The organism is Candidatus Methylomirabilota bacterium (assembly GCA_035260325.1).
In the GTDB taxonomy this organism is placed as follows: domain Bacteria; phylum Methylomirabilota; class Methylomirabilia; order Rokubacteriales; family CSP1-6; genus AR19.
Genome location: DATFVL010000117.1, coordinates 1 through 8,562 on the forward strand (window position 1 = coordinate 1; position 8,562 = coordinate 8,562).

An 8,562-nucleotide genomic window follows, 5' to 3' on the forward strand; every position below is an offset into this window, starting at 1 on the left:
GCCACGCGCCGGTAAGCCGAAGGTGCGTGAACGATAGCCGTCGTGGTCGAGGAGCAGCTCACACCCGGCCTACGGCCCGTCACCAGCGTCGCGTCTCGCCGTGCTTCAGGATCCACAGGCGCTCGGCGTCGAGGCCGAGCCGGCGCGCCTCCGCCTCGAGGCGCTTGGGCGGCTCCTCGATCGGCTCCTCGGCGAGGTCGAAGGTGCCCCAGTGGATCGGGACGATGCGCCGGCCGCGGACGTCGGCGAGCACCCGCAGCGCCTCCTCGGGCGACGTGTGGCTCGGCTTCATGATCGTGGCCGGCAGGTAGGCGCCGATCGGGATCGCGGCGAGGTCGAAGGGGCCGAGCCGCGCGCCGATCTCCTTGAGCCCGTCGTAGTAGGCCGTGTCCCCGGCGAAGTAGAGGCGCTTCGACCGGCCGGCGACCGTGAAGCCGCTCCAGAGGCGGCGGTTCCTGTCGAAGAGGCCGCGCCCGGAGAAGTGCTGCGCGGGCACGCACGTGAAGGTGAGCCCGCGCACCGTCCGGCCGTCCCACCAGTCGAGCTCCTCGACGTCGGTGATGCCGCGCTGGGCGAGCCAGGCCTTGATCCCGAGCGGCACCAGGAAGTGGGGCCGGTGGGTCGCGGCGAGCCGCCGGACCGTCGCGTCGTCGAGGTGGTCGTAGTGGTCGTGCGAGATGATCACGACATGGATCGGCGGCAGGTCCTCGAAGCGGAGCCCCGGCGGAGTCACGCGCTTGGGCCCCGCGAAGCCGACGGGGCTCGCGCGCGCCGACCAGTGCGGGTCGGTGAGGACGTTGACGCCGTCGAGCTGGACCAGCAGCGTCGCGTGGCCGACCCAGGTCACCGTGTCGGCGCCGGCGGGCCCGCGGATCGTCGCCAGGTCGCTCGCGATGACGGCGAGATTGGCGGTGCGCGGTGAGAACGTCGAGGCCCAGACGCGCCCGACGAAGAAGGTGAGCCGCGTCCACGCCCCCGCGGGCGCGTAGGCCGGGTTCGTGTTGGCGAAGCCTCGCTCGCGGTGGTGCGGGGGCGCGCCGGGCACGGGCGCCCCGGCGCCGGCGCACGAGGTCAGGGCCAGCGCGAGTGCCGGGAACAGGAGCGCGGAGCGGCGGGCCACCAACCGCGCTACTTCGATCGCGCTTTCTGGTCCACCGCGGGCAGCTCGAGGATGAACGACGCGCCGCCCTCGGGCCGGTTGTGGACCTGGAGGGTACCCCCCAGCTCGGTGATGATCCCGTAGGACACCGAGAGTCCGAGCCCGCTGCCCTCGCCGGGCGGCTTGGTCGTGAAGAAGGGGTCGAAGATCCGCGGCATGACCTCCGAGGGAATGCCCGGGCCCGTGTCACGCACCTCGAGGCAGACGGTGACGCCGTTGGGCCACGTCCGGACGGTGAGCACCCGCGGCCCGGGGCGCTTCGCCATCGCGTAGTGCGCATTCTGGACGAGGTTCAGCAGCACCTGCTGGAGCTGGTTTTCGTCGCCCAGCACGAGGGGGCTCGCCCTGAACTCGGTCACCACGCGGATGCTGTCCTGCTGGAGCTGGTAGCCCTTCAGGTCGAGCACGCGCTTCGCCTGGTCGGGCAGCGAGCACGGCCGCCGCTCGGGCGTGTACTGGCGCGCGAACAGGAGCAGGTTCTGGACGATCTTCGCCGCGCGCGAGGCCTCCTCGGCGACGATCTTGAGGCGCTCGTTGAAGTGCGGCGTCACGTCCGGGTGCGTGAGCAGCAGGTGCACCTGGCCGAGGATCGTCGTCAGCGGGTTGTTGATCTCGTGGGCGACGCCGGAGGCGAGCTCGCCGACCGCCGACAGCTTCTCGGCGTGGATGAGCTGCGCGTGCGCGCGCTTGAGCTCGTCGAGCTGGCGCACCGTCTCCTCGAAGAGCCGCGCGTTGTCGAGCGCCAGGCCGATCTGGTAGGCCGTCGCCTTGACGAGCGAGATCTCGTGGACGTCGAACCGGTCGGGGGTCTGACGGCCGAGCGAGAGCGTGCCGAGGATCCGGCCGCGGCAGCGGATCGGGACGCAGACGAAGCCGCGGATCTGGTCGAGCCGGACCGCCGCCTTCGCCGGCGGGAACAGGTTAGGGGCCCGGAAGACGTTCTCGGACTGCGTGGACCGGCCCGTCTTGGCGACCCGGCCGATCAGCCCCTCGCCCACCGGCAGGCGCCGGTTGACCTCACGCAGCCGCGCCGACATTCCCCGCTCGCCCTCGAGCTCGAGCGTCTTGCCGTCGGACGAGAGCAGGTGCAGGCTCGCGATCTCGTGGCCGGTGACGTGCGTGAGGGCCTCGAGCGCCGTGCGCAGGACGTCGCGGACGTCGAGCGTGCGGCTGACCGTCTCGGCGACTGTGCGGAGGATCTCGAGGTGGGCGCTGACGTCCGAATGGTCGCGCGACCGCTGGCGGCCGTCGGCCGGGGGATCGGAGCGCGGGGCGCGCCGCTTCGCGCGCGGCGTCGGGCGGCTCATCGCCGGTATTCTAAACCGTTTTGGGCGGCCTAGGCGGGGGCGCGGGCGACCAGGTCGTAGACGCGCGCGAGGGCCGCGTCGAGTTTGTCGGGCTCGGGGCCGCCGCCCTGGGCGAGGTCGGGCCGGCCGCCGCCGCGGCCGCCGACCGCCGCGGCGACCTCCTGGACGAGCTTGCCGGCCTGGACGCGCTTGGTCAGGTCCTTCGTGACGGCGGCGACGAGGTTCACCTTGCCGTCGACGACGCTGGCGACGCACACGACGCCTGAGCCCAGGCGCTCGCGGAGCGTGTCGGCGACCGAGCGGAGACCTTCCGCGTCGAGCCCGTCCACGCGCGCAGCGATCACGGCGACGCCGTTGACCTGGCGCGCCGACGCGACGAGCTCCTCCGCCCGCGAGCGGGCCGCGCGCGCCTCGAGCGTCTCGAGCTGCTTCTCGAGGGCCTTCTGCTCCTCGAGGAGCTTCTGGAGGCGCCGCGGCACCTCGAGCGGCGCGATCTTGAGGATCTCGGCCGCCTCGCGGAGCGCCGCTTCCTTCTTCGCGACGGCCTCGAGGGCCGCCGGGCCGGCGACGGCCTCGATGCGCCGGACCCCCGAGGCCACGGCGCCCTCCATCTGGACCTTGAGGAGGCCAATCTCGCCCGTCTGGTCGAGGTGGGTGCCGCCGCAGAGCTCGGTCGAGAAGTCGCCGATCTTGATGACGCGCACGCGGTCACCGTACTTCTCGCCGAAGAGCGCCAGGGCGCCCAGCCGGAGCGCCTCGTCGAGGCTCATCTCCTGACGCGTGACGGGCGTGTTCGCCTGGACCTGCTCGTTCACCAGCTCCTCGATCTGCGCGAGCTCGCGGTCCTTCACCTGGCTTCCGTGCGAGAAGTCGAAGCGCAGGTGGTCGGGCGCCACGAGCGAGCCCGCCTGGGTCACGTGCGTGCCCAGCACCCTCCGCAGCGCCGCGTGGAGCAGGTGCGTCCCCGTGTGGTGCTGGCGCAGCCCCTGGCGCCGCGGCGTCTCGACGCTCACCGCGACGTCCTCGTTCTCGTGGAACCCGCCCTGGACGACGCGGACGCGGTGGACGATGAGCTTCGGGCCGCGGTAGTAAGTGTCGAGGATCCGCCCGCGCCCGGCGCGGCCCGCGAGCGTCCCCGTGTCACCCACCTGGCCGCCCGACTCGGCGTACGCCGGCGTGCGGTCGAGGATCATCTCGACCTCGGCGCCCTCGGCAGCCTCACGCACGCGCCGGACGCCGCCGTCGGCCGGGTCCACGATCGCGAGGATGCGCGCCGGCGCGGTGAGCGTGTCGTAGCCGACGAACTCCACGGGCGGGAGCTCGGCGCCGAGGCGCTGGTAGACCGCCCCCGCCTCGGTCTCCTGGCCCCCGAACGCGGCGCCCGCGCGCGCCCGCTCGCGCTGCGCCTCCATCTCGGCTTCGGCCGCGGCGCGCGTCTCGTCGGTCACGCGCCAGCCGGCGTCCTCGAAGACTTCCGCGGCGAGGTCCATCGGGAAGCCGTAAGTGTCGTAGAGGGTGAACAGGAAGCGGCCGTCCACCACCCGCGCGCCCGTGCCCGCGTGGGCGTCGAGCCAGTCGCGGATCTTCCCCATCCCCGTGTCGAGCGTTTCGGCGAAGCGCTCCTCCTCGTCGCGGACGGTCTCCTCGATGCGCCGGCGCTCGGTCCCGAGCTCGGGATAGGCGTCCCGCATGAGCTCGGCGACCCACTCCACCGTCCGCCAGAGGAATGGCTCGGTGAGGCCGAGCATGCGCCCGTGGCGCATCGCGCGGCGCATGATGCGCCGGAGGACGTAGCCGCGCCACTCGTTCGAGGGCATGACGCCGTCGGCGATGAGGAACGCGGTCGTCCGCGCGTGGTCGGCGATCACCTGCATGGAGATGTCGTCCTGCTCGCGTGCGCGGTAGGGCTTGCGGGCGAGGGCCGAGACGCGCTCGATCAGGGGCGCGAACAGGTCCGTGTCGTAGTCCGACCTCTTGCCCTGCAGGACCGCGGCGACGCGCTCGAGCCCCATGCCGGTGTCGATGGACGGCCGCGGCAGCGGCGTCATCGCGCCGCTCGCGTCGCGATCGAACTGCATGAAGACGAGGTTCCAGATCTCGAGCCAGCGGTCGCATTCGCAGGCGGGCCCGAGGCACGGCCGGCCCGCGGCGGCCTCCGGGCACGGGATGTGATCGCCCTGGTGGAAGTGGATCTCCGAGCACGGGCCGCACGGCCCCGTGTCGCCCATCGCCCAGAAGTTGTCCTTCTCGCCGAGCCGGAGGACGTCGTCGTCGCGGAGCCCGGCGATCTTCTTCCACAGCGCGTGCGCCTCGTCGTCGTCGGTGAAAACGGTCGCCTTGAGCCGGCGCGGGTCGAGGCCGAGGTCGCGCGTCAGGAACTCCCACGCGAACTTGATCGCGTCGGCCTTGAAGTAATCGCCGAACGAGAAGTTGCCGAGCATCTCGAAGAACGTGTGATGGCGCGCCGTGCGCCCGACGTTCTCGAGGTCGTTGTGCTTGCCGCCCGCGCGCACGCACTTCTGGCAGCTCGTGGCGCGCACGTAGTCGCGCCGCTCCTCGCCGAGGAAGACGGACTTGAACTGGACCATGCCGGAGTTGGTGAAGAGGAGCGTCGGGTCGTCGCCGGGCACGAGCGAGGACGAGCGCACGCGCGTGTGGCCCTGCGCCTCGAAGTACCTGAGGAATTTCGCGCGGAGCTCGGCGCCGGTCATAGGAAGGCCAATTGTACCATCGGCTCTCCGGGCCTTTCGGTGCGCGCGCGGGGGCTCATTCGTCGGGCGCGACGCCAACCGCCTCCCGCACCACGCGCGCGACGATCCCCGCCGCGAAGCCGCGCCGGAGGAGCTGGTCGCGCAGGCGCGCCGCCGCGCGCTCGGGCGCTGCGCGGCGGAGCGCCGGGAGCCGGCGCCGCGCGAGGGCACGCGCCTGGGCGAGCTGGTCCTCGCCCTCGAGGGTCGCGAGCGCCGCGTCCGCGAGCGCCGCGGCGACGCCGCGGGCGCGGAGCTCGGCGCGGAGGCGCGCGGCGCCGTAGCCGCGCGCGGCGCGCGTCTGGACCCAGTGGCGGGCGAACGCGGCGTCGTCCACGTGGCCGCGGCCGGCGAGCTCGGCCACCACCGCGGCCGCGACGTCCTTCGGGGCGCCGCGGCGCGCGAGACGCACGGCGAGCTCGCGCGCGGTCCACGCGCGACGGGAGAGGAGATCGGCCGCGGCGAGGCGCGCGGCCCGGGCGTCGAGGGCCTTCCTGGGCGCGCTTATCGCTTGAAGAAGGACGTGCCGGCCGGCGTCGTGACCGGCTTCTCGTCCTTCTTCTGCTCGAACGACGCCTCGCCCGCGGAGAAGATGCCGCGCACCTTCAGGTCGAAGTCGTCGGCGTTGGTCGCCGCCTCGCGCGCCGTTTCGTACGAGATCATGCCCTCGCGGTAGAGCCTGAGCAGGCACTGGTCGAAGGTCTGCATCCCGTACTGCGACTGGCCCTGCGCGATGAACACCGGGATCTCGGGCGTGCGCTTCGCGTCGCGGATGCAATCCTTGATGACGCCCGTCCCGACGAGCACCTCGACGGCGGGGATGCGCCCCTCGCCCCCGATCTTCGGGATGAGCCGCTGCGAGATGATGCCGACGACGACCGCCGCCAGCTGGTCGCGGATCTGCTGCTCCTGGTGGGGCGGGAACGTGCCGACGATACGGTTGACCGTCTCCGTCGCGTTCAGCGTGTGCAGGGTCGAGAAGACGAGGTGGCCGGTCTCCGCCGCGTGGAGCGCGACCGACATGGTCTCGGGGTCGCGCATCTCGCCCACGAGGATGACGTCCGGGTCCTCGCGGAGGGCGGCCCGGAGCGCGGTGGCGAAGCTCGAGGTGTCGTGGCCGACCTCGCGCTGGCTGACCACGCAGTTGATGTCCTCGTGCGTGAACTCGATCGGGTCCTCGATCGTGACGATGTGGTCGTTCCGCGTCCGGTTGATGAAGTCGATCATCGCCGCGAGCGTCGTGGACTTACCGGAGCCGGTGATGCCCGTGACGAGGATGAGCCCGCGCCGCTCCATGCCGAGCTGCTCGAGGACGACCGGCAGCCCGAGCTCCTCGAACTTCGGCTTCCGCGAGGGGATCGAGCGGAGGACGGCGCGGACGACGCCGAGCGACAGGAACATGTTCACGCGGAAGCGGCCGAAGTTCGGCACGGCGTACGCGCTGTCCACTTCCTTGCCGTCGTGGAGCTGGGCGTAGTAGCGCTCGTGCAGGCACTTCTTCGCGATCGCGTCCATCTCGTCGGCCGTGATCACGCCGAGGTCGGACTGCGGCACGAGCCGTCCGTGGATCCGGAGGATCGGCGGCGCGCCGGGCTTCAGGTGCAGGTCCGACGCGCCGCGTTCGACGCCGGAGACCAGGAGCTTGTCGAGGTCGATCGGCATGAGGGACTCCTACCTGAGGGGCGTGACCGGGCGGAGCCCGAGCGCCTCTCGGATTTTCGCTTCCAGGTCGGCGAGGACCGCCGCGTTCTCCTGCAGCCACTTCTTCGCGTTCTCGCGCCCCTGTCCGATCCGCTCGTTCTTGTACGTGTACCAGGTGCCCGACTTCTCGATGATCGACTGCTCCACGCCCGCGTCGAGGATGGCGCCGGCCTTCGAGATGCCCTCGCCGTAGATGACGTCGAATTCCGCCTCGCGGAACGGCGGCGCCAGCTTGTTCTTCACGACCTTGACCTTCGTGCGCACCCCGAGCGACTCCGTGCCCTGCTTGATCGCGTCCTGCCGCCGGATGTCCATGCGGATCGACGCGTAGAACTTGAGCGCGCGCCCGCCCGTCGTTGTTTCGGGCGAGTTGTGGACGACGACGCCATCGGCGAGATACGTATGGTGACCCTCGATCTCGAGGTCGAAGCGGTGCGTGGACCGCGACTGCGGCTTCACGTACTTCCTGAGAATCCGCGCCGGCACCACCCGCAGGCGCTCGCGCTGCGCGAGCTCTGCCGTCTCGAGCGGCGCGTGCCAGGCGAAGCGGCCCCGCTGGCTCGGGTGGAGCTTGTAGTCGAGCGAGGGGTGAAGGTATGGCGCGATGAGGGCATGGAGCCGGGCGCTCTGCTCGGAGCTGAACCAGAACCCGCGACCGTCGTCGCGCGGCCGCCCGATTCCGAGCCGCTCGGGGAGCGCCACAACCCGTGCGCGCGACTCGCCGCTGAGCGCCGTGTTATAGATGACGGCCTTGCCCTTGCCCCAGCGGGCGTAGGAGCCCGCGAACGAGCCGTCGTCGCCATACCATACCGCGAGCGCCCGGGCATCCAGACGATCGAGGATCCGATTCGTGGCCCGACGCTCCCGGCCCTCTCCGTAGTACTCAGCGCGGAGCTCGGCGAGCGCCGGCATCGCCACGGTATCGAAGCCCCAGCCGTTGCCGGTCCGCCTGATAGCGCCGGCGAACGGCGCGAGCATCTCGTGCTTCCAGCGGAGGTAGTCCTTCTGCGCGTCGCCGTGGCCGACCCGGAAGTGTGCGGCGTGGGTACCGACCCTGCGCACCGAGCCGTCACCGAAGCTGCCGCCGAGGATGACCTGCCATTGGTCGTCGGTCAGCTCGTAATCCTTGACCGACACGAGGACGTCGCCGCCGACCGAGAGGTCGCCGGCGCGGGCCGGCCCGTTTGGCGTGAATATGACGTGGCTCTCGGTCGCCGCGAAGTGCCGTCGCCCTGCCCGACCGCCTTCCACCTCGAACTGCACGAAATGGTCGGTGCGGCCGTTGTCGAACCAGCTGACGATGCGGCGGGGCTCGACCTTGCCGGTCGTCGGGTCCCAGGAGAGCACCTCGAGGGGCAGGCGCTGGTTGACGATCTTGCCGATCTTCATGCTCGTCCCGTCGGCGAGCCTGACCCGCGTGTTGTAGTGCAGACATCCAAACATTACCCCTATCTTCTCGCGGATCTGGTTGATGAAGATGACGATGGCGCCCGAGCGCGAGATGGCGGCGGTGAGCTTGCGCAGGGCCTGCGACATGAGGCGCGCCTGGAGGCCCGGCAGCGAGTCGCCCATGTCGCCGTCGAGCTCGGCCCGCGGCACGAGCGCCGCGACGGAGTCGATGACGATGACGTCCACCGCGTTGGAGCGG

The 8,562-nt window shown here is 71.5% G+C and carries 6 protein-coding genes; all 6 read right to left on the reverse strand.

Features of this window, described 5'->3' with window-relative positions; translation table 11 throughout:
- Window positions 1-79 precede the first annotated feature (79 nt).
- Entirely contained in the window at window positions 80-1,120 is a 1,041-nt protein-coding gene (locus VKG64_07965; GenBank protein ID HKB24976.1) for an MBL fold metallo-hydrolase, read from the reverse strand.
- An 8-nt stretch (window positions 1,121-1,128) separates the two neighbouring features.
- Entirely contained in the window at window positions 1,129-2,466 is a 1,338-nt protein-coding gene (locus VKG64_07970) for an ATP-binding protein (GenBank protein ID HKB24977.1), read from the reverse strand.
- Between the two features lie 29 nt (window positions 2,467-2,495).
- On the reverse strand, window positions 2,496-5,177 hold the full coding sequence (gene alaS / locus VKG64_07975) for an alanine--tRNA ligase (protein HKB24978.1): 2,682 nt from the start codon (window positions 5,175-5,177) through the stop codon (window positions 2,496-2,498).
- A 55-nt stretch (window positions 5,178-5,232) separates the two neighbouring features.
- Window positions 5,233-5,625, reverse strand: a complete 393-nt coding sequence (locus VKG64_07980) for a RecX family transcriptional regulator (protein HKB24979.1) — start codon at window positions 5,623-5,625, stop codon at window positions 5,233-5,235.
- A gap of 92 nt (window positions 5,626-5,717) precedes the next feature.
- Window positions 5,718-6,875: a type IV pilus twitching motility protein PilT gene (locus VKG64_07985; GenBank protein HKB24980.1), complete on the reverse strand. Its 1,158-nt coding sequence runs from the start codon at window positions 6,873-6,875 to the stop codon at window positions 5,718-5,720.
- Between the two features lie 9 nt (window positions 6,876-6,884).
- Window positions 6,885-8,562, reverse strand: a 1,678-nt coding sequence (locus VKG64_07990; protein HKB24981.1) for a recombinase RecA, incomplete at its 5' end; no start/stop codon positions are given.

Bases quoted from the DNA above. Each gene is read 5' to 3' on its own strand.
- VKG64_07970 (HKB24977.1), bottom strand. From the start codon at position 2,466: ATGAGCCGCCCGACGCCGCGCGCGAAGCGGCGCGCCCCGCGCTCCGAT.
- alaS (HKB24978.1), bottom strand. From the start codon at position 5,177: ATGACCGGCGCCGAGCTCCGCGCGAAATTCCTCAGGTACTTCGAGGCG.
- VKG64_07985 (HKB24980.1), bottom strand. From the start codon at position 6,875: ATGCCGATCGACCTCGACAAGCTCCTGGTCTCCGGCGTCGAACGCGGC.